Genomic DNA, 23,336 nt, shown 5'->3' with positions numbered 1-23,336 from the left:
AAGGGGCTGCTTTGCAGCCCTTTCGCGACACAAGGCCGCTCCTGCAGGGAACGCAAGTGCTTCCAGGCTCCGCGCCTTTCATACAAGCATGCGGCCATGTGCTATCGTTGCGCCGATATCGGAAAGGGCCTCAAGAGATCCCCCACATGAAAGTGGCCGCAAGGCGAATGACGAGCTGTGCGCTTTCGCTATTGCTGGCCGCCCTGTTCCTTTCCTCAGGCCCGGCCCAGGCAGACTCCGCCATGACTGCCGTCCAGGCGCAGCAACGTGCCAAGGCCGTCACCCAGGTGGTGCTGGGCATCTTCAGCTACGCCCGCTGGCCCGTCGAAATCTCACCGTTGCGCCTGTGCCTGGTCGGCCCGACCGAATACGCCGATGACCTGATCAAAGGCCATGTGCAGGAGTCCGGCCGGCCGCTGCAGGTGCGGCGGCTGCTGGCAGACGATAGCCAGGTCGCCCAGGCCTGCGACGCCATCTACATCGGCAAGCTCGACCAGGGCCAGCGCGACCGGTTGTTCGAGCGCGTCAGCGGCCACCCGGTGCTGAGCATCAGCGAGGCAGACGACCCGTGCACGGTCGGCAGCCTGTTCTGCTTGCGGGTCAGCGACCAGCAGGTCGCCTTTGAAGTCAACCTCGACTCGGTGGCACGCTCCGGCGTACGCATTCACCCCAGCGTGCTGCAGTTGTCGCGGCGGCGGGCGGTGCAACCATGAAACCAAACCGCAAACGGGGCGTGCGACCGACCCTGCGCTCGGTGCTGGGCCGTGGCCACCTCAGCGTCGCTTTGCTCGCTGTGGGCCTGGCCGGCATATCCCTGACCCTGCTGGGCGTGCTCGCCCTGCGCGTTTACGCCAATGACAACCTGCACCTGATCGCCCGCTCGATCAGCTACACCGTGGAAGCGGCGGTGGTGTTTGACGACAGCGCTGCGGCCAATGAATCGCTGGCGCTGATCGCCAGTACCGAGGAAGTCGCCGAGGCCAAGGTCTTCAACAACGAAGGCGAGCAACTGGCGCATTGGCAGCGCAGCGATACCGGCGTGCTCGCGCGGCTGGAAGCCCAGGTCGCCACCGCCTTGCTGGATGAGCCAATCAACCTGCCGATCACGCACCAGCAACAGCAGGTCGGGCGCATCGAACTGGTCGGCCAGGGCCGTAGCCTGTTGCTGTTCCTGCTCAGCGGGCTGGCTGGCATCCTGTTCTGCACGGTGCTCAGCGCTCTGGCTGCCCAATACCTGTCGCGGCGTCTGCTCAGCGATATCGTCCGCCCGCTGCGTGGCCTGGCCAGTGTCGCCCACGCCGCCCGCCGCGAGCGCAGTTTCGACCGGCGCGTGCCGGAAGCGCCGATTGCCGAGCTCAACGAACTGGGCAATGACTTCAACGCCCTGCTGGACGAACTGGAGGTGTGGCAAAGCCACCTGCAGAGCGAAAACCAGACCCTGGCGCACCAGGCCAGCCACGACAGCCTGACCGGCCTGCCCAACCGCGCCTTCTTCGAGGGGCGCCTGAGCCGCAGTGTGCGCAATGCAGAACGGCAGCAAGATCACCTGGCGCTGCTGTTCCTCGACAGCGACCACTTCAAGCAGATCAACGACACCCTCGGCCATGCGGTGGGCGACGAAGTGCTGATCAGCGTGGCCGACCGCGTGCGTGCCCAACTGCGCGAGCACGATCTGGTGGCGCGCCTGGGTGGCGACGAGTTCGCAGTGCTGCTGACGCCGTTGCATTCGCGTCAGGACGCCGAGCACGTTGCCGAGAAGATCGTTGCCAGCATGAAGCTGCCGGTGCAGCTCGACAGTGGCCGCAGTATCGCCACCTCGTTGAGTGTCGGCATTGCCTATTACCCTGATGACGGCGCCGACCCCGCCAGCCTTCTGAATGCCGCCGATGCGGCGATGTACCAGGCCAAGCGCAAGCGCCGTGGCCATTGGCAAGTGGCGCAGACGGAGCGGTCCGCCAGCGAAGTCAAGAACAGGAGTTGACCCCGTGATACAGCGTTTGCGTTTCCCCCTTTGGGCCTTGTTGCTTGCCGTGCTGGCGCTGACCGGCTGCCAGAGCGCTCCGCCCAAAGGCCTGACCGCCGAACAGATTGCCGTGCTCAAGCGCGAAGGCTTTACCCCGACCGATGAAGGCTGGGCCTACGATTTGTCCGGCAAGGTGTTGTTCGGCAGCGACCTGGACAGCCTCAACAGCCAGAGCCAGGCGATTGTCGAGCGCATTGGCAAGGCGCTGCTCGGCGTTGGCATCCAGGGCGTGCGGGTGGATGGGCATGCCGACGCGTCGGGCAAGGCGGCGTATAACCAGCAGTTGTCCGAGCGCCGGGCGCAGAGCGTGGCCAAGGCGCTGGTCGAGGTGGGCATGCAGGCGCAGAACATCCAGTCCCGCGGCCTTGGCAGTAGCCAGCCGGTGGCGGACAACCGCACCAGCGCCGGGCGTACCGAGAACCGGCGTGTGTCCATCGTGGTGGCTTCCTACTGACCACCTGCTCACGGGCTATCCAAAATCTCTGTGGGAGCGGGTTCACCCGCGAACACCGGCGAAGCCGGTGCCATGCACCGAGTTGTCTACTTCGCGGGTAAACCCGCTCCCACATTATCTGTGTTACCCCCGGTGCTTCAGCGCAGATGCACAATTGCCGGGGCTGCTCTGCAGCCCTTTCGCGACACAAGGCCGCTCCTACAGGTACAGCGCATGCCTTGAATCCAGCGCAGACCTTTGTGGGAGCTGGCTTGCCTGCGATCGAGGGCGCAGCCCTCGCCAGGGCCATCTGCCTGTAAGAAATTTCCGAACCTGAAGCCAATTGCTTCAGTTCACCTCACATGGCGAATTATCCTACACGCCAGTCAGAAGCCGCCACATAGGCGGGGAAGCCCTCCTGAGATAACGTCCTTGGGTCGCCTTTCCAGGTGACCGGGCTTGAGACCCCCGGACTACATGTGTTGGCACCGCTTCATGGCGGTCGTGCGCGGGCAGGCTTCGGCCTGGCCGGTATTCATGTGTCCCGGGTCTCAAACCGTGCACGACTGCCACCCAAATCCTTGAGACGAAGAGGGCGGCAGTTCCTGGTCTGTTCAAGGGAGCTCCATCATGAAAAAGCTCGTACCTGATCCACCCGCCTCAGCCCTTCTCCAACTCGACCCACCCAATCTCTTACTTCTAGATCCTCCGGGTATCGAAGAATGTGACCAACTGCTCCGCGCCCTGATCCTGACAGTGGATCACACCACTACCGTACTAATCGATAGCGGTCCTGGGCTTATGCAGGATGCTATGGGCATGAATATTCGCCTTCTGTGTCGAGCGATCCACGCTTTGACAGATCACACTAGCACCCGCATCAAGGAGCAATGATATGAGCGATGATCCAAGGAAATCCTCGACCGCGGGCATAGAAACTTTTGACCTGTTCCGCTTGCAGCCAAACGTTCCCTTCAATCATGCCTTCACGCAGTTATCTGTGTTGCTTGGCTGTATTCGTCACCTCACGAGTGAGGCAGAGATGGAGAATGACCGGATTGCAGGTAGTGCTGCACGAATTCTCAGTGAGATGGCAAAAGCGTTGATTGACGATATGGAGCTAGGGATGTCCAGAAGAATGAGCTGAAGGGATAGGGCCGCGACGCGGCCCTTGCTCAGTGACCGGCACCGGCTGCGCCGGTGTTCGCGGGCACGCCCGCTCCCACAGGTACTGTGCTGGCTCCGAGATTACGCTGTACCTGTGGGAGCTGGCTTGCCGGCGATGGGCTGCGGAGCAGCCCCATCATTCCTGAGCAAACCGCATCTCCCGGGTCTCACCCATCAACAACGGCGCATTCGCCTCCGTCACCCCGCGAATGTAATCCCACAACAGCGTAATCCGCTTCAATTTGCGCAAATCCTCCCGGCAATACATCCAGAACTGCCGTGTCACCTCGATCTCCTCCGGCAACACCGTCACCAGCCGCGGGTCCTGCGCTGCCAGGAAGCACGGCAAGATCGCCAGCCCACGCCCCTGCAACGCCGCTGTGTATTGCGCAATCACGCTGGTACTGCGCAAATGCGCGCTGGCGCTGGGGATCAGGTTGGCCAGGTACAGCAGCTCCGAACTGAAGGCCAGGTCGTCCACGTAGCTGATGAACGGGTGCCTGGCCAGGTCAGCGATCTGCTTGATCGGCGCATGGCTGTCCAGGTAGTCCTGGGTCGCATACAGCCGCAAACGGTAGTCGCACAGTTTGCAGCACACATAAGGCCCATGCTCCGGCCGCTCAAGGGCAATGACGATGTCCGCCTCGCGCTTGGACAGGCTGATGAAGTGCGGCAGCGGCAGGATATCTACCGAAATAGCCGGGTAGGCATCGACGAAGTGGCTTAGCTGCGGGGTGACGAAGAAGCTGCCGAAACCTTCGGTGCAGCCCATGCGCACATGCCCCGACAACGCCACACCCGAGCCGGACACCTGCTCACAAGCCATGTGCAGCGTGCTCTCGATCGACTCGGCATAACCCAGCAGGCGCTGGCCCTCGGCGGTGAGGACAAAGCCGTTGGTCCGGGACTTTTCGAACAGCAAGGTGCCCAGCGCACCCTCCAGTGAACTGATGCGCCGCGACACGGTGGTGTAGTCCACGCTCAGGCGCTTGGCGGCGCTGCTGGCCTTGCGGGTACGGGCCACTTCGAGGAAGAACTTCAAATCGTCCCAGTTGAGCGCGCTCAGGGATGTGAGGTCTTTTTGCATGATGATCCGGTTTTTTTGTGCGTTCTTGTTGGATGTTTGCACATCTATACTCGAAACAAGCCTCAGGACGCCACCTCGCGTTTGCCCGGCAATGGCGATCTCGTCCCGACAATAATTCCAAGGAGAACGCAGATGAACGCACCGCAATCCCCTGCCCAGACCAAAATCGAACAGGTCAAACTGCTGATCGACGGCCAATGGGTCGAGTCCAGAACCACCGAATGGCGCGACATCGTCAACCCAGCCACCCAAGAGGTGCTGGCGCGCGTACCGTTCGCCACTGTCGAAGAAGTCGACGCGGCCGTGGCCGCTGCCCACCGCGCCTTCCAGACCTGGCGTAACACCCCGATCGGCGCGCGCATGCGCATCATGCTAAAGCTGCAGGCGTTGATCCGCGAGCACACCAAACGCATCGCCCAAGTCCTCAGCGCCGAGCAGGGCAAGACCCTGGCCGACGCCGAGGGCGATATCTTCCGTGGCCTGGAAGTGGTCGAGCACGCCGCGTCCATCGGCACCCTGCAAATGGGCGAATTCGCCGAGAACGTCGCTGGTGGCGTCGATACCTACACCCTGCGCCAGCCTATCGGCGTGTGCGCCGGCATTACCCCGTTCAACTTCCCGGCAATGATCCCGCTGTGGATGTTCCCCATGGCCATCGTCTGCGGCAACACCTTCGTGCTCAAGCCGTCCGAGCAGGACCCACTGTCGACCATGCTGCTGGTCGAGCTGGCGCTGGAAGCCGGCGTACCGGCTGGCGTGCTCAACGTGGTGCACGGTGGCAAGCAGGTGGTGGACGCCATTTGCACCCACCAGGACATCAAGGCGATTTCCTTCGTCGGCTCCACCGAAGTGGGCACCCACGTGTACAACCTGGGCAGCCAGCACGGCAAGCGCGTGCAGTCGATGATGGGCGCCAAGAACCATGCAGTGGTGCTGCCCGATGCCAACCGCACGCAAACCGTCAACGCCCTGGTCGGTGCCGCCTTTGGCGCAGCAGGCCAGCGCTGCATGGCCACCTCGGTGGCGGTGCTGGTGGGCAAGGCCCGCGAATGGCTGCCAGACATCAAGGAAGCGGCCAGCAAGCTCAAGGTCAATGCCGGTTGCGAGCCGGGCACCGATGTTGGCCCGGTGGTTTCCAAGCGCGCCAAGGAGCGTGTGCTGGGCCTGATCGAAAGCGGCATCAAGGAAGGCGCCAAGCTGGAACTTGATGGCCGTGACGTTACGGTACCGGGTTATGAGCAAGGCAACTTCGTCGGCCCGACCCTGTTCTCGGGGGTGAAGACCGACATGCAGATCTACACCCAGGAAATCTTCGGCCCGGTGCTGGTGACCCTGGAGGTCGAAACCCTTGACGAGGCCATCGCCCTGGTCAACGCCAACCCGTTCGGCAACGGTACCGGCCTGTTCACCCAAAGCGGTGCGGCAGCGCGCAAGTTCCAGAGCGAAATCGACATCGGCCAGGTCGGCATCAACATTCCGATCCCGGTCCCGGTACCGTTCTTCAGCTTCACCGGCTCGCGTGGCTCCAAGCTCGGCGATCTCGGCCCTTACGGCAAGCAGGTGGTGCAGTTCTACACTCAGACCAAGACCGTCACCGCCCGCTGGTTCGATGACGACAGCGTCAACGACGGTGTGAACACCACCATCAGCCTGCGCTAAGCCATCAGCCTGCGCTAAGGAGACAGTCATGCGTATTGCATTCATCGGCCTAGGCAACATGGGCGCACCCATGGCCCGCAACCTGATCAAGGCCGGGCACCAACTGAACCTGTTCGACCTGAACAAGGCCGTGCTGGCCGAACTGGCAGAACTGGGCGGGCAGATCAGCCCTTCGCCAAAGGATGCGGCGGCCAACAGCGAACTGGTGATCACCATGCTGCCGGCTGCGGCCCATGTGCGCAGCGTGTACCTGAATGAAGATGGCGTGCTGGCGGGTATTCGCCCCGGCACGCCAACCGTGGATTGCAGCACCATCGACCCGCAGACTGCACGTGATGTGTCCAAGGCCGCAGCGGCCAAGGGCGTGGACCTGGGCGATGCGCCGGTGTCCGGTGGCACCGGCGGCGCAGCGGCAGGCACCCTGACCTTCATGGTCGGTGCCAGCACCGAGCTGTTCGCCACTCTCAAACCGGTACTGGAGCAGATGGGCCGCAACATTGTGCACTGCGGTGAAGTCGGCACGGGGCAGATCGCCAAGATCTGCAACAACCTGCTGCTGGGCATCTCGATGATCGGCGTGTCCGAGGCCATGGCCCTGGGTAATGCGCTGGGCATCGACACCAAGGTGCTGGCCGGCATCATCAACAGTTCGACCGGGCGCTGCTGGAGCTCGGACACCTACAACCCGTGGCCGGGCATCATCGAAACCGCGCCGGCATCGCGTGGCTATACCGGTGGCTTTGGCGCCGAGCTGATGCTCAAGGACCTGGGGCTGGCCACCGAGGCTGCACGCCAGGCGCATCAACCGGTGATCCTGGGGGCCGTGGCCCAGCAGCTGTATCAGGCCATGAGCCTGCGCGGCGAGGGTGGCAAGGACTTCTCGGCGATTGTCGAGGGTTACCGCAAGAAGGATTGACGAGCGAGGACTTCATCGCGGGCCAGGCGGCCTTCCCTCTGTAACTGCGCACCAGAGGGAAGGGCGCCTGATCCGCGATTTTTTTTGCCTGTCCCGGCCCTATCGCCGGCAAGCCGGGCTCCCACAGGCACTGCACCAGGCTTGAGGGCAGTGCAGTACCTGTGGGAGCCCGGCTTGCCGGCGATAGGGCCGGTAAAGTTTACGAATCAGGCGAAGACAAAGTACTTGCGCACAGTCTCGACCACTTCCCAGGTGCCTTTCATCCCCGGCTCGATCACGAACACATCACCCGCTTTCAGGTGCTTCGGCTCTTCGCCTTCCGGGGTGATGATGCAGTAGCCATCGAGGAAGTGGCAGAACTCCCACTTCTCGTAGTTGACCTCGAACTTGCCCGGGGTGCAGATCCAGGTGCCCATGATCTTGCTGCCGTCGGCCGACAGGTAGGCGTTGAGGTTGACGGTGTGCGGATCGCCGCCGATGCGCTTCCACTTGGTGGCGTCCACGACCGGCGTCGGGCAGGTTTCGCGCAGGACGGTGATGAAATCGGACATGGCACAACTCCTGGTGACTGGCTGAATGACTCGTCACCATAGGGCCATTGGCCGAGCCGCAGTTGCCTGGGCTCGACGTCCAGCTGTCTGGTCGCGCTATGCCAGGCGGTTGACCTCGACGGTGATGTGCGCCAGTTCGTCGTGCACGCCCAGGGCCTGGCGCACGCTGTCGGCGCTGAGTACGCCCTGGGTTGCCAGGCCGAGAATGCAAGCGTACTGGTCCTTGCCCACGCGCCATACGTGCAGGTCGGTGATGCTGGCCGGCACCGGCAGCTGCGCGACTACCGCGCGGATTTCCTCCACTACCGGCGCATCCATCTCCGCATCCAGCAGCACCCGGCCGGTATCGCGCAGCAGGCCGCGGGCCCACAGCGCCACCAGTAGCGCACCTACCAGGCCCATGACCGGGTCGAGCCAGCTGGCGCCCCAATACTTGCCGGCCAGCAGGGCGACGATCGCCAGCACCGAGGTCGCGGCGTCGGCCATCACATGCAGGTAGGCCGAGCGCAGGTTCAGGTCGTGATGATGGTGGCCATGGTCATGGTGGTCGTCGTGGCCATGGTGGTGATGATCATGATGGTGATGATCATCACGCAGCAGCCAGGCGCAGATCAGGTTGACGGCCAGGCCCACGGCGGCGATGAATATCGCCTCGTCATAGTGTATCGGCCCCGGTGCCAGCAGGCGCTCCACCGACTGGAATGCCATCAGCCCGGCCACGCCCAGCAACAGCAGGGCGCTGGAGTAGCCGCCGAGAATCTCGATCTTCCAGGTGCCGAAGGCAAAGCGCCGGTCGCCGGCATAACGCCGCGCGGCGGCATAGGCCAGCAGTGACAGGCCCAAGGCCAGGGCATGGGAGCTCATGTGCCAGCCGTCGGCCAGCAATGCCATGGAATTGAAGAACCAGCCCCCGGTAATTTCCGCCACCATCATCACCGCGGTCAGCCACACGGCCAGGCGCGTCTTGCGCTCGGCGCCCAGGTTGCTGGTATGGAACTGGTGGCTGTGCTGCCAGCGGTCTGAGGTTTGTGTCGCCATGGTTTATCATGCTCCCGGAACGTCGAGAAATATACTATACCCCAGTATACCTAGCATGGTGTGAAACCCAATGGCACATACCCTGAAGAGCAAGAAGCAGCTGCTGACCCGGGTGCGCAAGATCAAGGGCCAGGCGGCTGCCCTGGAGACAGCGCTGGAGCAGGACAAGGACTGCCTGGCGATACTGCAGCAGATCGCCGCCGTGCGCGGTGCGGTGAACGGGCTTATGGCCGAAGTCATGGAAGGGCATATTCGCGAACACCTGGTGGCGGACGGGCTGAGTGCCGAGGAGCGGCAGGACGAGGCGGACAAGGTGGCGTCGTTGCTGCGGTCTTACCTCAAATGATTGCTCGGGAGTGACGCGATCCCAGGTAGGAGCGGCCTTGTGTCGCGATGGGGCGCGAAGCGGCCCCGGAACTCAGCCCCGCTGCACATATTGCTGGGGCTGCTGCGCAGCCCGTTCGCGACACAAGGCCGCTCCTACAAAAGCGCGTATACGCCTGGGGGGTAAGACTACGCCCACCAATACCGCACAAAATGGAAAAACACCGGCGCGGCAAAGCACACCGAATCCATGCGGTCGAGCATGCCGCCGTGGCCTTCGATCATGTGCCCCCAGTCCTTCACCCCGCGGTCGCGCTTGATCGCCGACATCACCAACCCGCCGAAGAAGCCCATGGCGTTCACCGCCAAGGCCATCAGTGCGGCCTGCCAGAAGGTGAACGGGGTGATCCAGCACAGCAGGGCCCCGATCAGGGTGGCCAGCGCCACGCCGCCGGCCAGGCCTTCAATGGTCTTGGATGGCGACAGGTTGGGTGCCACCTTGTGCTTGCCGAACAGCTTGCCGCACACGTACTGCAGCACGTCGCTGATCTGCACCACCAGGATCAGCCAGGCGATCAGCAGCAGGTTGCGGCCCTCGTAACCCGGGATGTCCAAGGTCATCAATGCCGGTACCGACGACACGCAGTACACCGCGATCATCAACCCCCACTGCACCTTCGAGGCGCGCTCGAGAAAGCGCGTGGTGTCGCCGCCGAAACTGGCCAGGATCGGCAGCAGCAGGAACAGGTACACCGGGATGAAGATGCTGAACAGCCCGTACCAGTCCATGGCGATCAGCACGTACTGCACCGGTAGTGCCACATAGAACGCCGCCACCAGCGCCGGGTAGTCGCTGCGCCGGGTCGGGGTGAGGGTCATGAACTCGCGCAGGGCATAGAACGATACGCCGTAGAACAGCACGATCACGCCGTACTTGCCGAACAGGAAGGCGATGCCGATCACCAGCACCATCACCCACCAGGCGTTGATGCGGGCGTTGAGGTTGTCGATCACCGCGTGCGGTGCCGGGCCGGCGCGCCATTTGAGCAGGCGGCCGATCACGCTGGCGAGCAGCAGCAGGGCGCCGATGCCGGCGAACAGGGAAAGGGTGTTGTCGTCCATCTCAGGCATCCTTGGGGGCCAGGTTCAGCAGGGCCTGGCTGGCCCGCTCGAGAAAGGCTTGCTTGCTTTCATCCGCCTGCAGGTGCAGTGGCTCGCCAAAGCTCAATGTGCACAACAAAGGTAACGGCAGCGCGCGACCCTTGGGCATCACTCGGTTGAGGTTGGCGATCCACACCGGCACCAGCTCGACTTCGGGGTTGGCGGCTGCCAGGTGATACAGCCCGCTCCTGAACGGCATCAGCGGCTCGTCGCCGAGGTTGCGGGTGCCCTCCGGGAAGAAGATCAGCGAGTCGCCCTGGGCCACGGCTTCGAGGATCGGCTGCAACGGGCTGCCCTGGCCGGCGCTGTGCTGCCGGTTGATCAGCACACCATTGAAGACCTTGCGGATGAGAAAATCGCGAATGCCCGGTTTGGCCCAATAGTCGGCACCGGCTACCGGACGGGTACGCTTGCGCAGCGGCTGCGGCAGCGAGGCCCATAGCAGTACGAAGTCGCCATGGCTGCTGTGGTTGGCGAAGTACAGGCGCTGCACCGGCAGCGGCGTACAGCCCAGCCACAGGGCGCGGGCGCCGGTGATCAGGCGGGCGGCGGATGTGATGAGGTAGGCGGTCAGGTTGGCGAGCATGGATCGGTAGTCATCCCTTCAAAGGCAGTGTCAGCAGGGTAGTCAGGGCCAGCGACAGCTGCAGGCCCAGGCACACTGCCTGGCGTCGCAGCAGGGCCAGCGCGGCCTGGCTGCGTGCAGGCCAGGCGCGGGAATCGGTGGCCTGCGGTTTGAGCTTCAGCTCGAACAGGGCGCGATCCAGGGCCTGGGTGTCCGCTGCCAGGTCGCGGCTGGCGGCGAGGCGGGCGAACAGTTCGGCATCCAGGGCCACGCGGATGGCCCAGTACTTGTGCAGCACGCCTAGTACCAGCAGCACAACGCATAGCAGGCTGGCCATTGGTTGCAGCTGGGCTCCCAGCAAGGGCGCCAGGCCGTAGGCCAGGGCCAGCAGGGTGAGGCTGTCCGACAGGCGTTCCAGCTGCTTGCCACGGCCCAGCAGGCTGGCCACCAAGTGCAGGGTCATGGTTGTGCCCCTGGCTGTTGCAAGGCCTGGCGGTGCGCGCTGTGCAGGACCACGCCGGGGCGGGCCTTGCGGATCAGCGCTTCGGCCTGGCGAGCATCACTGCAGCGGCCCGTGAGCACCAGCCAGGCGGCCACGGCGCTGGCGCTGCGCGAATAGCCCAGCGCGCAGCAGACCAGCACCGGGCCTTGGGAGCGCAGGCGTTCGATGGCGGCGGCGGCCTGGTGCAGCAATGGGCTTTCCGGGGCGATCAGGTCCAAGGTAGGAAAACATGCATAACCAACGGCGGACGCGACCTTTGTAGGAGCGGCCTTGTGTCGCGAAAGGGCTGCGAAGCGGCCCCAGCAATCTCTGCTGCGAAGCTGAAAACCTGGGGCCGCTTCGCAGCCCTTTCGCGACACAAGGCCGCTCCTACAATTGTCCGCGCTGTCCTTAACATGACACGGTAGCTCCGCACACAAATCGACCACCGCAGCGAACCGCACGCCACGCCCTGGAATCCGCCCAAGGTAGACGCCATCACACACTTCATCCGCCTGGGGGTGCCGCCAGGTCCACAACCGCGAGTTGACCCACGCCCCTACCAGGTACGGCGCCAGCAGCCAGCTGGCTGCATTGGACAAGCGCCCATCGGCGCCTTTCTGAAACCCGCCTGCACCGAGCACACCATAGTTCAGCGCCACCAAAGCCAGCGACACGGCCGGCCAGGTCAACCACAGCCAGGCACCGCCCAACGCAACGGCAGGCACTGCGCACAGCAGCCCCCCCACTGCGTAGAACGACGCCAACCGCCAACGCTTGGCATCCCGTGCAAGGCGCACCTGCTGCCAGGGCAACTGCCCACGATGTGGCCACAACCAGACGCAGACGAACCCCGCCAATGCCCCTGTCGGCACATCGATGAAATGGTGCTGCCAGGTGGTCAGCACCGACACCCCGATCAGTGCCATCCAGCCATGCATCAGCCAACGCCAGGGCTGGCGCTGCACGTGCCGGGCAAACATCGTCCAGATGATCACCAGCAGGGCAATATGCAGCGAAGGCGCCTGGTTGAACGGCTTGTCGAAGCCCATCAGCACATCGAACATCCAGCCGAACACACCGCCCAGCTCCGGCCGCTCGAAGGTGAAGCGCAGCGGCCAGAGCAGGAAGCAGCTGACGCTGATCAGCTGCGCGGTCAGCAACGCCAGCGCGTGCCGGTCCATTTCCTGGCGCGTGCGCGGCAGCAGGAAGGACAAGCCGTAGAGCAGGTCGATCGACCAGTACGGGATGATCGTCCACGGCCACAACGGCATGCGGCTTTCCCAGCCGAACACCAGGCTGCCGACATCACTGCGCCCGGCGGTGTGGTTGTTCGCCAGCCCGTAGCTGAGGAAAAACAGCGGCCCCAGCAACAGAAGCCAGAACACGCCCCGGCGGATCAGCCGGGGCTCGCGTGATGGGCTCATTCAACGCACCCGTTGTGCCAGGCTGACACTGAAAATGCCCCATTCATCGATGCGCTGGGCCAGCTTGCGAAACCCCGCCGCCTCTACCAGCTGGTCCATTTCGGCCTGGCTACGCCGACGCATCACCCAGGCTTCGCCGCCGCGGTGGCTGGTGAGGGCGCGGGCGATCATTTCCAGTTGCGGGTGCCACGGCTGGCCGGTGTAGACCAGGTAGCCGCCATCTTCCACCGCGTCGGCCAGGCCGGCCAGCGAGTTGCCCACCAGCTGGTTGCTGGCGAACAGTTCGTACAGGCCGGAGACCACAGCGAGGGTAGGCGGTTGCTCCAGCGTGGCCAGGCTCTGGCGGTCGAAAGCGTCGCCCTGGACGAAGCGGGCGATGTCAGCCAGGCCTTTTTCCGCGATCAGCGCGCTGCCTTGCTGCACGTTCAGCTCGCTGTAGTCGCGCAGCAGGATCGAGTCAGGCAGTTGCTCCAGCTCTTGCAGGGCTTCGAGGATGTAGCGGCCATGGCCGGCGGCGATATCGACGATGTGCACTGGTCGTTGCTGTTCGCGCAGGCGGGCGATGGCCAGGCGCAGCAGCTCTTCGACGTGCAGCTTGCGCTGGCGAATGCCACGCCAGCCGATGGCATCAAGATAGTTCCGGTCGACCAGGTGGCCGAGCTTGCCCTTGCCGGTCGCCTGGTTACGATATACGTAGTCGAGGGTGCTGCCGGAGTCGAAACCTGTGTCGAAACCCAGCTTGACGCCTTCGGACAGCCCCTTGCCCAGGCGCAGGCCGGCGCGGGTAGCGCGCCAGTAAAGGTCGCGGGGCGAGTTGCGCGGTAGCGGTGCGGCCAGGCTTTCGGCCTCGGCGCAGCTGGCGCCGGTCTTGTCGGCATCGAGCAGTGACGGCAGGGCTGCGGGGCTGGCGAAGCAATGCTCGACGAACCGCTCGATGCGCCGCAAGGCATGGGCCCGATCACGCTCGCCCAGGGTGTCGTGGAAGAAGCCTGGCAGGATGTGCATTTCCTTGCGCGCACTGCCCAGGCGTTCGAAGAAGCGTTCCTGCGGCTGGCGTTCGACCACGAAGTCGGCACCGGACACCAGCAACTGCGTCGGTAGCTGGATGGCCTGGGCATCCGCTACCACCCGGTCGGCGGCTTCGTACAGACCCAGCAGCATGGTCACCGAAATCGGCCGGCTGATCAGCGGGTCGGCCACGTACGACATGACCCGTTCGGGGTCGTGGGTGAGCAGGCGAGGCTTGACGTAGCTGTTGACGAAGAAGTTGCCGCGCAACGCCTTCAGCAGCCTCAGGCCAGGGCGGGCAAATGGCACGTACAGTTTGACCTTGAACGCTGGCGAGGCCAGCACCAGGCAGCGCACCTTGGGTGCGTAGTCGTGGGCCCAGGTGGCGACCAGCACGGCCCCGACGCTCTGCGCCAGCACTACCAGGTCCTGTTCGGCGATGCCATGGCAGGCCTGGATGTGCTCGATGAAGGTCTGCACATCGCGCACGCTGGTGGCGAAGCCCGGGCTGTCGCCGCGCGCGCCCGGCGACTGGCCGTGGCCGCGGGCATCCCAGGCGAAGAAATCGTAGCCTGGCATGTCCAGCTCATCGGCCAGGTGGGCCATGCGCCCGCCGTGTTCGTGGCCGCGGTGGAACATCACCACGGCCCGGCGTGGCTGGTGTTGGTTACGGGTGGCAGGCCAGTGACGGTAGTGCAGCTCGACGCCGTCATGGGTGGAGAAGTGCAGCGCTTGCGCTTGGCGCATGGTCGACATCCTTTTACGACGGCAGTGGGCTCAGCGGGTTTCGGCCAGCCCCTGGCGAACCCGGTTGTAGAGGGTATAGAGCGAGAGTGCGAGGATGACCAGCAACAAGCCGTTGATCCAGGCGCCGCTCAGCAGGCCGAAGGCAACACCGGTACCCAGCACGCCGAAAGCGAACGCCCGGTCGCTCTTGCCCATGGGGCCGTCGTAGCGCCGTGAGGCGCCGGCCAGCGGGCCCATGACACCGGCGTATTCGCTGAAGGTGGCGCTGAGCACCACGAGGACGATCAAGGTTGGCGATACACCGGCCAGCAGGGCAAAGGGCAGGTACAGCGCGGCATCGGCGATCACGTCGCACAGCTCGTTGAGGTAGGCGCCGAGGGTGGATTGCTGGCCGAACTCCCTGGCGAGCATGCCGTCGACGGCGTTCAATGCCATGCGCAGCAGCATCCAGACCGGCACCAGGATGAACAACCAGGTGAGATGCGGCAGGGCAGCCAGCAGCAGGCCCAGCAGGACTGACAGCAGGGCTGCGGCGACGGTGACCTGGTTGGCGGTGATACCGCGGTCGTGGAGGCGCTGCACAGCAGGGCGGAGCAGGGCCTGGAAGCGCGGTTTGAGCTGGTAGATCGATGCCACTGGAAGGTCCTTTTCGGTGGGTCGTTATGGCGCCATTGTGTGCGAGCCTTCTTCGCGGGTAAACCCGCTCCCACAGGCACCGCGTCTACTCGAGAGATATTACATATCCTGTGGGAGCGGGCCCGCCCGCGAACACGGGCGAAGCCCGTGCCATCCATCGCGGTGGCTGCTTCGCGGGCTTGCCCGCTCCCACAGGCACAGCGCCCATCCGAGAGATATCACATATCCTGTGGGGCGGGCTCACCCGCGAACACGGGCGAAGCCCGTGCCATCCACTCAGTCAGCGGGTGAGGGCGGTTACCAACCCTGCGGCATACCCCGGCAGTGCTGCAAAATCGCGTGCACACACCAGCAACCGGCGATTGGCCCATGGTTCCCTCAGCGCCACCCAGTGCAACGGCAACACCCCTTGCCAACGCTTCACTGCAGCCAGCGGCACAATCCCCACTCCGGCTCCGCCCGCAACCATGCGGATCACGCCATCGAACCCTTCGGCACGTACCCGAACCCGCATGCGCCGCCCCTCGCGCAGCGCCTGCTCTTCCAGGTACAACGCCAATGCACTGCCGGCTCCCAGGCCGACATAGCCATGGGCCAGGCTATCGATAAAGCTCGGCGCGACCTCACTGGCCAGCGGGTGGCGCAGCGGCGTTACCAACACCAACGGGTCTTCGCGAAACGGCCGGGTCTGCAGGTGCGCGCTGGGTGCGGCGGTCGAAACGATGCCCAGGTCTGCCATGCCTTGGGTAATCGACTGCACGATGCGCAGGCTCGGCAACTCTTGCACATCCACGCTGACTCCGGGGTTTTCAGCCAGATAGCTGGCCAACAGTTCCGGCAGGTACTCCGTGAGCGCGGCCGTGTTGCACAGCAGGCGCACCTGGCCCTGCTGCCCTTGCGCGTACTGGCTCAGGTCGAACTGCAGGCGCTCGGCCTGCTGCGTTATCAGCCGGGCATGCTGTAGCAGTGCCTGGCCGGCCGGAGTTGCTTGTACGCCACGGCGGTTGCGTTCCAGCAAAGGGATGCCCAGCGATGCCCCCATGGCGCGGATGCGCGCACTGGCTGCTGCCAGCGACAGATGGCTGCGGCTGGCACCGGCGGTGATGTTGCCGCACTCCAGGGTGTGCTGGAACAGCCTGAGGTCGATCAGGTCGAAATGCATGTGGCTCTGTCCTGGCAAGAGTCTGGCTGAGTATATGGCAGATTTTCACCCCGGCCGGCGCACGCCATCATCGGCCCATGAACACCTTGCTCGCTTTCTACCAGAACATTGGCCCAGCGCTGTCGCTGCTGGTGGTACTGACCTTCCTGCTGGCCGGTGCGGTGAAGGGGGTGATCGGCCTCGGCCTGCCGACCATCGCCATGGGCCTGTTGGGCCTGGCTATGTCACCGGCGCAGGCTGCGGCATTGCTGATCGTGCCGTCGACCCTCACCAACCTGTGGCAGCTGGCCAGCGGTGGGCACCTGCGGGGGTTGCTGGTGCGCCTGTGGCCAATGCTGGCGATGATCTTCGTCGGTACCTTGCTGGGCAGTACCTGGCTGGGGATCAACAGCGGCCCTTGGGCCGTACATGCACTGGGCGCGGCCTTGGTGGTGTATGCGCTGTACGGGCTGGTCGGCCCGGGCTTGCGCCTGGCACCCGGGCGGGAGCGTTGGTCGGGGCCGCTTTGCGGGCTGGTTACGGGCGTGGTCACGGCGGCGACCGGGGTATTCGTGATACCGGCGGTGCCCTACCTGCTGAGCTTGGGTTTGAGCCGGGAACAGATGATCCAGGCCCTGGGCCTGTCGTTCACGGTTTCGACCCTGGCCTTGGCCGTTGGCCTGGCCGGGCAGGATGCCCTGGGTGGCCAGGCACTGGGTGCTTCGCTGCTGATGCTGGCGCCGGCCTTGCTCGGCATGCTGGCCGGCCAGTGGCTGCGTCAGCGCATCAGCGCGCTGCTCTTCAAACGCTGCTTCTTCATCGGCCTGGCCGCACTCGGCGGCCATTTGCTGATCAGCGGTTAGCGCTTGATACGCTGAGCATGTCGATCATCTGAATGTCGAAGTCGCGTTCCAGGTAGTCCATGCGTTTTTCGAAGAACGCGGTCATGTGCGGCAGGGCCGAATGCACATCCAGCGCGGCCTTGTCGGCCCAGACCTCGAAGAACACGAACAGGCTCGGGTCCTGCTTGTCGCGCAGCATGTGGTACTCGATGCAGCCCGGCTCCTGGCGGCTTGGTTCGACGTAGGCGCGGAACAGGGTTTCGAACGCTTCAGCCATTTCCGGGCGGGTCTTGGCTTTGAGGATGAAGGCGTACTGCTCACTCATGGATCGCTACTCGGTGATGGGGAGGGTGATACGATTCTAAGGCAATAATGGGTTATTTATTCGTGACTTCAGGTTAATTGTATTTTGCCCATGCATTACTGTATCCCGCGCCCGCGAGCTCCTAACCTGCTGGCCTGAATTTTCCGGAGGCCCGCATGAAGAAGATCCTTTTGCTCAACGGTGGTAAACAGTTCGCTCACTCTGATGGTCGCCTAAACGCGACCTTGCACGAAGCGGCCATCGCTCACCTGGACCGGGCGGGGTTCGATGTGCGGCAAACCTTCATCGACGGCGGCTACGACGCCAGGGAAGAGGTTGAGAAGTTCCTCTGGGCCGATGTGGTCATCTACCAGATGCCCGGCTGGTGGATGGGCGCGCCATGGACTGTGAAGAAATATATCGATGACGTATTCACCGCAGGCCACGGCAGCCTGTATGCCAACGACGGCCGTACCCGTGCGGACCATTCGCAGAAGTACGGCAGCGGTGGCCTGGTGCATGGCAAGCAGTACATGCTTTCGCTGACCTGGAATGCGCCGCAGCAGGCATTCGACGACCCGAGCGACTTCTTCGAGGGCAAGGGGGTGGACGCGGTGTACTTCCCGTTCCACAAGGCCAACCAGTTCCTTGGCATGACCGGGCTGCCGACTTTCTTGGCGGTGGATGTGATGAAGCGGCCCGATGTGCCGGCTGCTTTGGCGGCCTATGAGGCGCATCTGGACAAGGTGTTCGGCAAGGCGCAGTAAGGTTTTTCCTGGGCTGGCCTCTTCGCGGGTTCACCCGCGAAGAGGCCCGTACAAGCACCGCTGGACTTGGCCTCGACAACCGGCTATCTAATCCCAGCAGAGACCAACCACAGGCGCAGATGTGAAAACCCGATCCGAAGAACTGCAGGTATTCGTCGCCGTCATCGACTGCGGCTCGATCTCCGCTGCTGCCGAGCAGATGGGCCAGACCCCGTCCGCCGTCAGTCGTACCCTGTCGCGTCTTGAAGGCAAGCTGGGCACCACGCTGGTCAACCGTACCACCCGGCGCATGGACCTGACCGAGGAGGGCCGCTTCTTCCTCGAACGCGCGCGGTTGATCCTGGAGCAGATGGACGAGATGGAAGAGCGCCTGTCGATGAACCGCCAGACCCCTACCGGGCGCCTGCGCATCAACGCCGCCGCGCCGTTCATGCTGCATGCCATCCTGCCGTGGATCGGCGAATTCCGCCGTCAATACCCTGGCATCGAACTGGAACTCAATACCGACGACCTGATCATCGACCTGCTCGAGCAGAGCACCGATGTGGCGATCCGCATCGGTGAACTGGCCGACTCCAGCCTGCACGCGCGCAGCCTGGGGTGCAGCCCGGTACAGGTGCTGGCCAGCCCGGCCTACCTCGAGCAGCACGGCACGCCGCAGCGGGTCGAGGACCTGGCCAAGCACTGCCTGCTCGGCTTCAGCCAGCCCGAATCGCTCAACCACTGGCCATTGCGCCATGCCCAAGGTGACCGCTGGAGCATCCGCCCGTCGCTGATCGCCTCCAGCGGCGAGACCTTGCGCCAACTGGCGCTGGCCGGCGAGGGCATCGTCAGCCTGTCGCACTTCATGACCCACGAGGACATCCGCACCGGGCGCCTGCAAGTGCTGCTGAGCGAAGCCAACAACGGCTACCGCCAGCCGATCCATGCGGTGTACTACCGCAACACCCAGCTGGCGCTGCGTATCCAGTGCTTCCTCGATTTCATTCAGCGCAAGCTGGCGATGTACGCCAGCTGAGTTGCCTGAACGCGACAGATCCTGTCCACAGGCGGCGAAACTTCCTGCGGTTGTTTGCACAGTCGGAACGCTTCGGCCTTACTGACTGCTCAACAAAAACAACACCAAGGAAGTGTCATGCGTATTGCTCCGTTCCAGTACCTGGCTCTCGCAGCCGCGATCCTGAGCTGTTCCTCGGTTCATGCCGCCAACCTTGAGGGCGGCGCAGTAGCCGCCCCCGATCAATATGGTGCACAGGTGGCCGCCGACATCCTCAAGAAAGGCGGCAACGCGGTGGATGCGGCAGTGGCTACGGCATTCACCCTGGCGGTGACCTATCCCGAGGCTGGCAACATCGGCGGTGGCGGGTTCATGACCCTGTTCGTCGACGGCAAACCCTACTTCCTCGACTACCGCGAAGTCGCGCCCCAGGCCGCCACGCGCAACATGTACCTGGACGAAAAGGGTGAGGTCATCGAGAACCTCAGCCTGGTCGGGGCACGCGCTGCTGGCGTACCGGGCACGGTGATGGGGTTGTGGGAGGCGCACCAGAAGTTCGGCAAGCTGCCCTGGAGCGAGCTGCTGACCCCGGCCATCGGCTATGCGAAAAACGGCTTCAAGGTGGCCGCAAAGCAGTACCAGTACCGCAACGATGCCCAGGGCATGTACAAGACCGCGACCAATTTCAACGACTACTTCGGCAACATGAAGGTCGGCGAGCTGTTCAAGCAACCGGAAATGGCCCAGACCCTGGAACGCATCGCCGACAAGGGCGTGAGCGAGTTCTACCAGGGCAAGACCGCCGACCTGCTGGTGGCGCAGATGCAGGCCGACAAGGGCCTGATCACCAAACAGGACCTCAAGGACTACAAGGCCGTTTGGCGTGAGCCGATGGCCGTGAGCTGGCGTGGCAACGTGGTGTATACCGCGCCACCGCCAAGCTCCGGTGGCGTCGCCCTGGCCCAGCTGCTGGGCATCAAGGAAAACCGCGCGGCGGACTTCAAGGGTGTGGCGCACAACTCGGCGCAGTACATACACCTGTTGGCCGAGATCGAGAAGCGCGTGTTCGCCGACCGCGCCGACTACCTTGGCGACCCGGCCTTTACCAAAGTGCCGGTGGATCAGCTGGTGGCCAAGGACTACCTGGCCAAGCGCGCCGCGCAGGTCAACCCGAAGGCCATTTCCGACACCGACAAGGTCAAGCCGGGCCTGGAACCGCACCAGACCACGCACTTCTCGATCGTCGACAAGCAGGGCAATGCGGTCAGCAACACCTACACCCTCAACCTCGATTACGGCAGTGGTGTGGTGGTGAAAGGCGCCGGCTTCCTGCTCAACGACGAGATGGACGATTTCAGCGCCAAGCCGGGGGCGGCGAACGCCTTTGGTGTGGTTGGCGGCGATGCCAATGCCATCGCCCCGGGCAAGCGCATGCTGTCGTCCATGAGCCCCAGCCTGATGACCCGTGATGGCAAGGTCGAGCTGGTCATCGGTACCCCGGGTGGCTCGCGGATCTTCACCTCGATCTTCCAGGTGATGAACAACCTGTACGACTACGACATGCCGCTGGACAAGGCGGTGGCGGCGCAGCGCGTGCACCATCAGTTGCTGCCCAAGGACACCATCTACTTCGACAGCTATGCGCCGCTGACCGGGCCGGTGGCTGATGAACTGAAGAAGATGGGCTATGTGCTGGAGGACCAGGGCTGGGAGATGGGGGATATCCAGGCGATCCGGGTTGATGGGACGAAGCTGGAGACCGCTTCGGATCCGCGTGGGCGTGGGGTAGGGATGATCGTCAAATGATTGTATAGGCAGTGCAGACGCATTCGCGGGTAAACCCGCTCCCACAGGATTGGTGCAGCCTTCGAAACTTGCACTGTACCTGTGGGAGCGGGTTTACCCGCGAATCCTATCTATCGGTCAGACGCGGAACTGGCTGACCAACGTCTGCAACTGCCCCCCCAACCGCGCCAGCTCCACGCTGGACGCCGCCGTCTCGTCACTGGCCGCCGCCGTCTGCTCCGACACATCGCGCACATTCAGGATGCTGCGGCTGATTTCCTCCGCCACCGCACTCTGCTGCTCTGCCGCCGCGGCAATCTGCTGGTTCATCGACTGGATGCTCGACACCGTGCTGGTGATGCTCTCCAGCGAAGCCCCGGCCTTGCGCGCCAGCTCGACGCTGCTGTCGGTCAGGGTACGGCTGCCGTGCATGGCCGTAGCCACTTGCTGGGTGCCATGCTGCAGGCTGGCGATCAGTTCTTCGATCTCTTCGGTGGATTTCTGTGTGCGCTGGGCCAGGCCGCGCACTTCATCGGCGACCACGGCAAAACCACGGCCGGCCTCGCCGGCACGCGCCGCCTCGATCGCTGCGTTCAGCGCCAGCAGGTTGGTCTGTTCGGCCACCGACTTGATCACGTCCATCACGCTGCCGATCTTCTGGCTTTCCTGCTGCAGCAGGTTCATGGCTTCGGTGGAGCGGTGCATGTCCTCGGCCAGGCGCTCGATCTGGCCAATGGCTTCGCCCACCACGCGGTCGCCGGCACGGGCTTCGTCATCGGCGCCGGTGGCGGCATGTGAAGCCTGTTCGGCATTGCGCGCCACTTCCTGAACGGTAGCGGCCATTTCATGCATGGCGGTGGCCACCTGGTCGGTCTCGACCTTCTGGCTGTTGGCGCCGGCGCTGGTCTGCTCGGTCACCGCCGAAAGTTCCTCGGCAGCGCTGGCGATCTGGGTGACGCCATCGCGGATGCCGCTGATCAGCTCGCGCAAAGTGGTGCCCATGCGGGCGATGCCTTGTTGCAGCACGCCCAGTTCGTCGCGGCGGGTGACGCGCAGGTGCTGGGTGAGGTCGCCGCTGGCGATCTTTTCCACTGCCACCATGGTGTCGCGCAGCGGGCGGGTGATCTGCCGGGTGATCAGCACTGCCGCCAGCACGCCGACCAGCAGTGCCAGCAGCGTGGCGATGGCCTGCAGGCTGCGGGCCTGGGTGCTCTCGATGTCGCGGCGCTGCAGCTGGATCTGGTACAGCGCGTCGCTGCGCTTGACGATGTCGGCACCTTGTACAGTCATTTCGGCGCGCGCAGTGGTGATGTTGGCGACCGCATCGCGGAACTGGCGCACGGCGTCACGGTAGGCCAGCACCGAGCCTTCGAACTGTTGCAGGCGCGTGTCTTCGGCCGGCAGCTGGCGCTTGAGGTTGTCGATTTCGGCCAGCGCGGCGTCCAGCTGGCGCAGGGCGGCCTGTTCGTTGGCAGCACTGTTTTCGGCAATGTAGCCGCGTACGTCGATGCGTACCTGCAGCAGTTGCTGGCGGGCCTTGCTGATCAGCTGATACTGGGCCAGGCGCACGCTGTCGGCTTCGGGGCGTGCCATGACTTCCTGGCTGAGGGCGTCCATGGCCTGGTCGGCACGGCTGGCCGAGCCGTCCATGGCCGTGCGCGCAGTGCGGGTGGCGTCGTAGCCCTGGCGCATCTTGTTCAGCGACACCTTGTAGGCGCTGATGGTCTCGCCCAGTTCACCCAGCAGCTTGATGTTTTCCGGGCTCTTGAAGGTGCTGGCCAGGTAGGCCTGCTGCTTGCTGAAGGCGTCCAGTTTGGTCTGGGTGTTGGCGGCGGCGGCATCGTCGCCGTTGGCGATCATGTACTGCAGGCGGGCAATGCGCAGGTCGGTCAGGTCCTTGTTGAGCTGGCCGATATCGCCCATCCAGTTGCTGCGGTCGATCAGGCTGCCCAGGCTGGTCCAGCCGGTCAGGGCCAGCAGGCCGGTGAGGATCAGTACCAGGCCGAAGCCCAGGCCGAGTTTGAGGTTGACGCTGATGTTGGCGAACCAGCTGTTCATGCACGCTCTCCAGAAGTTGTTTTCGCTCGCTTGATCTTCGATCGCCAGGCGTTGTTGTTCTGGATGCCCGCTGATTCGTGCAGGGGTTATCGGCAGTGATGGAGGAAGCTGAAACGCTTTTTCAGCAGATTTGTAACTGGCTTGATTGGGGCTGCTCTGCAGCCCTTCGCGGGCATGCCCGCTCCCACAGGGATAGCGCCAACTTCAAGGGCAGCGATT

At 64.0% G+C, this 23,336-nt stretch carries 23 protein-coding genes and 1 pseudogene; 11 read left to right on the top strand and 13 right to left on the bottom strand.

Annotated features, from left to right (window positions below):
- Window positions 1-146 precede the first annotated feature (146 nt).
- The 4 genes from RIN61_RS07660 (at window position 147) to RIN61_RS07645 (ending at window position 3,603) form a co-directional block, all read left to right on the top strand.
- Window positions 147-713, top strand: a complete 567-nt coding sequence (locus RIN61_RS07660) for a regulatory sequestration protein YfiR (RefSeq protein ID WP_313856528.1) — start codon at window positions 147-149, stop codon at window positions 711-713.
- Window positions 710-1,981, top strand: a complete 1,272-nt coding sequence (locus RIN61_RS07655) for a diguanylate cyclase DgcN/YfiN (protein ID WP_112250084.1) — start codon at window positions 710-712, stop codon at window positions 1,979-1,981. Before RIN61_RS07660 ends, RIN61_RS07655 begins: the two co-directional genes overlap by 4 nt.
- A 4-nt stretch (window positions 1,982-1,985) precedes the next feature.
- Window positions 1,986-2,477 carry an outer membrane lipoprotein YfiB gene (locus RIN61_RS07650; RefSeq protein ID WP_112250086.1) on the top strand — a complete coding sequence of 164 codons (492 nt, stop codon included), beginning with the start codon at window positions 1,986-1,988 and terminating at the stop codon, window positions 2,475-2,477.
- An 874-nt stretch (window positions 2,478-3,351) separates the two neighbouring features.
- The gene (locus RIN61_RS07645; protein ID WP_112250090.1) at window positions 3,352-3,603 is read left to right on the top strand and encodes a DUF3077 domain-containing protein; all 252 of its coding nucleotides are present in this window, start codon (window positions 3,352-3,354) and stop codon (window positions 3,601-3,603) included.
- Between the two features lie 156 nt (window positions 3,604-3,759).
- On the opposite strand, the gene RIN61_RS07640 is transcribed toward RIN61_RS07645, so the two are convergent.
- Entirely contained in the window at window positions 3,760-4,710 is a 951-nt protein-coding gene (locus RIN61_RS07640; protein WP_215520852.1) for a LysR family transcriptional regulator, read from the bottom strand.
- 132 nt (window positions 4,711-4,842) lie between these two features.
- Here RIN61_RS07640 and RIN61_RS07635 point away from each other — a divergent pair, with 132 nt between their 5' ends.
- Window positions 4,843-6,369 (top strand): CoA-acylating methylmalonate-semialdehyde dehydrogenase, encoded by a 1,527-nt coding sequence (locus RIN61_RS07635; protein WP_313856523.1) that lies wholly within the window; start codon window positions 4,843-4,845, stop codon window positions 6,367-6,369.
- A gap of 28 nt (window positions 6,370-6,397) precedes the next feature.
- On the top strand, window positions 6,398-7,285 hold the full coding sequence (gene mmsB, locus RIN61_RS07630; protein ID WP_112250096.1) for a 3-hydroxyisobutyrate dehydrogenase: 888 nt from the start codon (window positions 6,398-6,400) through the stop codon (window positions 7,283-7,285).
- Window positions 7,286-7,491: 206 nt separating this feature from the next.
- Here the strand turns inward: mmsB and RIN61_RS07625 are convergent, their stop codons facing one another.
- Together RIN61_RS07625 and dmeF are read right to left on the bottom strand one after the other, a co-directional pair.
- Window positions 7,492-7,836, bottom strand: coding sequence for a cupin domain-containing protein (locus tag RIN61_RS07625; RefSeq protein ID WP_003258412.1), 345 nt, complete (start codon window positions 7,834-7,836; stop codon window positions 7,492-7,494).
- A gap of 96 nt (window positions 7,837-7,932) precedes the next feature.
- Entirely contained in the window at window positions 7,933-8,874 is a 942-nt protein-coding gene (dmeF, locus tag RIN61_RS07620; protein WP_215520850.1) for a CDF family Co(II)/Ni(II) efflux transporter DmeF, read from the bottom strand.
- Window positions 8,875-8,944: 70 nt separating this feature from the next.
- Between dmeF and RIN61_RS07615 the strand changes: the two genes are divergently transcribed.
- Complete coding sequence (locus RIN61_RS07615) at window positions 8,945-9,220, top strand: metal/formaldehyde-sensitive transcriptional repressor (RefSeq protein ID WP_112250100.1); 276 nt, start codon at window positions 8,945-8,947, stop codon at window positions 9,218-9,220.
- A 167-nt stretch (window positions 9,221-9,387) separates the two neighbouring features.
- Here the strand turns inward: RIN61_RS07615 and RIN61_RS07610 are convergent, their stop codons facing one another.
- The 7 genes from RIN61_RS07610 to RIN61_RS07580 form a co-directional block, all read right to left on the bottom strand.
- A complete protein-coding gene (locus tag RIN61_RS07610; protein WP_112250102.1) occupies window positions 9,388-10,320 on the bottom strand; it encodes a phosphatidate cytidylyltransferase in 933 nt (310 codons plus the stop codon).
- Between the two features lies 1 nt (window position 10,321).
- Window positions 10,322-10,945 carry a lysophospholipid acyltransferase family protein gene (locus RIN61_RS07605; RefSeq protein ID WP_025340660.1) on the bottom strand — a complete coding sequence of 208 codons (624 nt, stop codon included), beginning with the start codon at window positions 10,943-10,945 and terminating at the stop codon, window positions 10,322-10,324.
- Window positions 10,946-10,955: 10 nt separating this feature from the next.
- Window positions 10,956-11,387, bottom strand: coding sequence for a hypothetical protein (locus RIN61_RS07600; RefSeq protein ID WP_112250104.1), 432 nt, complete (start codon window positions 11,385-11,387; stop codon window positions 10,956-10,958).
- The gene (locus RIN61_RS07595; RefSeq protein ID WP_112250106.1) at window positions 11,384-12,832 is read right to left on the bottom strand and encodes a phosphatase PAP2/dual specificity phosphatase family protein; all 1,449 of its coding nucleotides are present in this window, start codon (window positions 12,830-12,832) and stop codon (window positions 11,384-11,386) included. Before RIN61_RS07595 ends, RIN61_RS07600 begins: the two co-directional genes overlap by 4 nt.
- Window positions 12,833-14,587: a bifunctional alpha/beta hydrolase/class I SAM-dependent methyltransferase gene (locus RIN61_RS07590; RefSeq protein WP_112250108.1), complete on the bottom strand. Its 1,755-nt coding sequence runs from the start codon at window positions 14,585-14,587 to the stop codon at window positions 12,833-12,835. It lies immediately after the preceding gene.
- Between the two features lie 30 nt (window positions 14,588-14,617).
- Window positions 14,618-15,223, bottom strand: a complete 606-nt coding sequence (locus RIN61_RS07585) for a CDP-alcohol phosphatidyltransferase family protein (RefSeq protein ID WP_313856516.1) — start codon at window positions 15,221-15,223, stop codon at window positions 14,618-14,620.
- A gap of 280 nt (window positions 15,224-15,503) precedes the next feature.
- Window positions 15,504-16,385 carry a LysR family transcriptional regulator gene (locus tag RIN61_RS07580; RefSeq protein WP_313856513.1) on the bottom strand — a complete coding sequence of 294 codons (882 nt, stop codon included), beginning with the start codon at window positions 16,383-16,385 and terminating at the stop codon, window positions 15,504-15,506.
- 77 nt (window positions 16,386-16,462) lie between these two features.
- On the opposite strand from RIN61_RS07580, the gene RIN61_RS07575 reads away from it, so the two are divergent.
- Window positions 16,463-17,227 carry a sulfite exporter TauE/SafE family protein gene (locus RIN61_RS07575; RefSeq protein WP_313856511.1) on the top strand — a complete coding sequence of 255 codons (765 nt, stop codon included), beginning with the start codon at window positions 16,463-16,465 and terminating at the stop codon, window positions 17,225-17,227.
- Here RIN61_RS07575 and RIN61_RS07570 read toward each other — a convergent pair.
- The gene (locus RIN61_RS07570) at window positions 17,217-17,531 is read right to left on the bottom strand and encodes a putative quinol monooxygenase (RefSeq protein ID WP_112250116.1); all 315 of its coding nucleotides are present in this window, start codon (window positions 17,529-17,531) and stop codon (window positions 17,217-17,219) included. The genes RIN61_RS07575 and RIN61_RS07570 overlap by 11 nt on opposite strands.
- Before the next feature lie 155 nt (window positions 17,532-17,686).
- Between RIN61_RS07570 and RIN61_RS07565 the strand changes: the two genes are divergently transcribed.
- The 3 genes from RIN61_RS07565 to ggt all read left to right on the top strand — a co-directional run bounded on the left by RIN61_RS07565 (window position 17,687) and on the right by ggt (window position 21,080).
- Window positions 17,687-18,277 (top strand): NADPH:quinone oxidoreductase MdaB, encoded by a 591-nt coding sequence (locus RIN61_RS07565; RefSeq protein ID WP_112250118.1) that lies wholly within the window; start codon window positions 17,687-17,689, stop codon window positions 18,275-18,277.
- 121 nt (window positions 18,278-18,398) lie between these two features.
- Complete coding sequence (locus RIN61_RS07560; RefSeq protein WP_112250120.1) at window positions 18,399-19,295, top strand: LysR family transcriptional regulator; 897 nt, start codon at window positions 18,399-18,401, stop codon at window positions 19,293-19,295.
- Between the two features lie 117 nt (window positions 19,296-19,412).
- Window positions 19,413-21,080, top strand: a complete 1,668-nt coding sequence (ggt, locus tag RIN61_RS07555) for a gamma-glutamyltransferase (RefSeq protein WP_215520845.1) — start codon at window positions 19,413-19,415, stop codon at window positions 21,078-21,080.
- Window positions 21,081-21,197: 117 nt separating this feature from the next.
- On the opposite strand, the gene RIN61_RS26915 is transcribed toward ggt, so the two are convergent.
- The gene (locus tag RIN61_RS26915; RefSeq protein WP_408003946.1) at window positions 21,198-22,061 is read right to left on the bottom strand and encodes a methyl-accepting chemotaxis protein; all 864 of its coding nucleotides are present in this window, start codon (window positions 22,059-22,061) and stop codon (window positions 21,198-21,200) included.
- Window positions 22,053-22,982 (bottom strand): annotated as a pseudogene (locus RIN61_RS26910) (methyl-accepting chemotaxis protein); the annotation flags it as partial. The pseudogene RIN61_RS26910 and the gene RIN61_RS26915, both read right to left, overlap by 9 nt.
- Window positions 22,983-23,336: the final 354 nt, after the last annotated feature.

The sequence above is a fragment of the Pseudomonas inefficax genome (assembly GCF_032164165.1).
Classification (GTDB): Bacteria; Pseudomonadota; Gammaproteobacteria; order Pseudomonadales; family Pseudomonadaceae; genus Aquipseudomonas; species Aquipseudomonas inefficax.
Note: the sequence above shows the minus strand (reverse complement) of the source record. Positions and strands in the feature narration are given on the sequence as shown.